The sequence below is a fragment of the Brevundimonas sp. SH203 genome, from assembly GCF_002157625.1.
Lineage (GTDB): Bacteria > Pseudomonadota > Alphaproteobacteria > Caulobacterales > Caulobacteraceae > Brevundimonas.
The window spans coordinates 1-2305 of sequence record NZ_BDMM01000012.1 but is presented as its reverse complement, the minus strand read 5'-3'; the positions used below and the strand labels follow the sequence as shown (position 1 = coordinate 2305).

Here is a 2305-nt window from a genome sequence, read left to right as displayed (position 1 = left end):
TGATGGGTCGGATGACGCTGGAGGAGAAGGTCGGTCAGACGATCCAGGCCGACATCGGCTCGATCAAGCCCGAGGACCTCTTGACCTATCCGCTGGGGTCGATCCTGGCGGGCGGCAACTCCTCGCCGGGCGGGGACGAGCGGGCCTCGGCCGACAAATGGGTCGAACTGGCCCGGGCCTTCCGCGCGGCGGCGGCCCAGCGACCGGGGGCGAAGGTGCCGCTGATCTACGGCATCGACGCCGTGCATGGGCACAACAACATCGTCGGCGCGACCATCTTCCCGCACAACATCGGCCTGGGCGCCGCGCGCGATCCCGACCTGATCCGCCGCATCGGCGAGGCGACGGCGCTGGAGGTGGCGGTGACGGGCGCCGACTGGACCTTCGGCCCGACCCTGGCCGTGCCCCAGGACGACCGCTGGGGCCGCGCCTACGAAGGCTATGCCGAGAACCCGGAGGTGGCGCAGAGCTACGCCGGGCCGATGACCCTGGGCCTGCAGGGTCGGCTGTCGGCCGACCATCCGCTGACCGCCGGCCATATCGCCGGCTCGGCCAAACACTTCTTAGCCGACGGCGGCACCACGGGCGGCAAGGACCAGGGCGACTTCGCCGGAACCGAACAGGAGATGATCCGCACCCACCTGTCCGGCTATCCCCAGGCCATCGACGCGGGCGTGCTGTCGATCATGGCCAGCTTCTCCAGCTGGAACGGGGTCAAGCATTCGGGCAACGAGACCATCCTGACCGACGTGCTGCGCGGCCCGCTGGGCTTCGACGGCTTCGTGGTGTCGGACTGGAACGCCCACGGCCAGCTGCCGGGCTGTTCGAACGAAAGCTGCGCCCTGGCCTTCAACGCCGGCATCGACATGTTCATGGCGCCCGACAGCTGGAAGCCGCTCTACGCCTCGACCCTGGCCCAGGTGAAGTCGGGCGAGATCCCGATGGCGCGTCTGGACGAGGCGGTGCGCCGCATCCTGCGGGTCAAGGTCAAGACCGGCCTGTTCAATGACAGCCGCCCGGTCGAGGGCCATGTGAACGAACTGGGCTCGCCCGCCCACCGCGCCCTGGCGCGCGAGGCGGTGCGCAAGTCGCTGGTGCTGCTGAAGAACGAAGGCTCGGTCCTGCCGATCCGGTCGGGCGCGCGGGTGCTGGTCGCGGGCCACGCCGACGACATCGGCCAGGCCTCGGGCGGCTGGACCCTGACGTGGCAGGGCACGGGCAACACCAACGCCGACTTCCCCAACGGCCAGTCGATCTGGAGCGGCATCCGCGAGGCCGTCGCGGCCGGCGGCGGCCAGGCGACCCTCAGCGCCGACGGCTCCTTCACCCAGAAGCCCGACGTCGCCATCGTCGTCTTCGGCGAGACCCCCTATGCCGAGTTCCAGGGCGACGTGGACACGCTGGACTTCCTGCCGACCGAACCGCTGGAGACGTTGAAACGCCTGAAGGCGGCGGGCGTCCCGACCGTCTCGGTCTTCCTGTCGGGCCGTCCGATGTGGACCAACCCGGAGATCAACGCCTCCGACGCCTTCGTCGCCGCCTGGCTGCCGGGCACCGAGGGCGGCGGGATCGCCGACGTGCTGATCGGCGATCCGGCCGGCAAGCCGCGCGACGACTTCCATGGAACCCTGTCCTTCAGCTGGCCAAAGACCGCCAAGGGCGAGCCGCTGAACGTGGGCCAGCCGGGCTATGACCCCCAGTTCGCCTATGGCTACGGCCTGACCTACGCCCGGCCCGCGCGCGTCGGCGTCCTGTCCGAGGACAGCGGCGTGGCCGGCGCGGGCGGCAGCCTGGACCGCTACTTCGTCGACGGTCGCTTCATCGCCCCCTGGTCGCTGATGCTGCGCGACGCGGGCGGGGAGTTCCGGCTGGGGGCCGAGAAGGCCGGGGCCAGCCCGCGCGGCGGCGTCTCGGTGCGCTCCGCCGACGGGGCGGGCCAGGAATCGGCGCGGGCCCTGACCTTCTCGTCGGCCGGCGGCATGGCGATGATCGCGGCCCAGCCGGTCGATCTGGTGCGCCAGGCCAACGGCGAAATGGCCATCGCCTTCCGCTACCGCGTCGACGCGGCCCCGACCGCGCCGGTCATGCTGACCCTGGGCCAGGGCCAGGTCGACGTCACCGACCTGTTCAAGGCCGCGCCGCTGGGCGAATGGCGCACGATGAAGGTCCGCCTGTCCTGCCTGCGCGACCGCGGCGCCGACCTCGCCGCCGTCGACCAGCCCTGGGGCCTGCGCGCCGCCGGACCCTTCGCCGCCACCGTCGAAAATATCCGACTCGCTTCAAACGAAGGCGACGCTATCTGTCC

General features: G+C 71.2%; 1 protein-coding gene. It reads left to right on the top strand.

Annotated elements, in window-relative coordinates; genetic code table 11:
* On the top strand, positions 1–2305 hold a 2305-nt coding region (locus SH203_RS15160; RefSeq protein WP_087121796.1), incomplete at both ends, for an exo 1,3/1,4-beta-D-glucan glucohydrolase.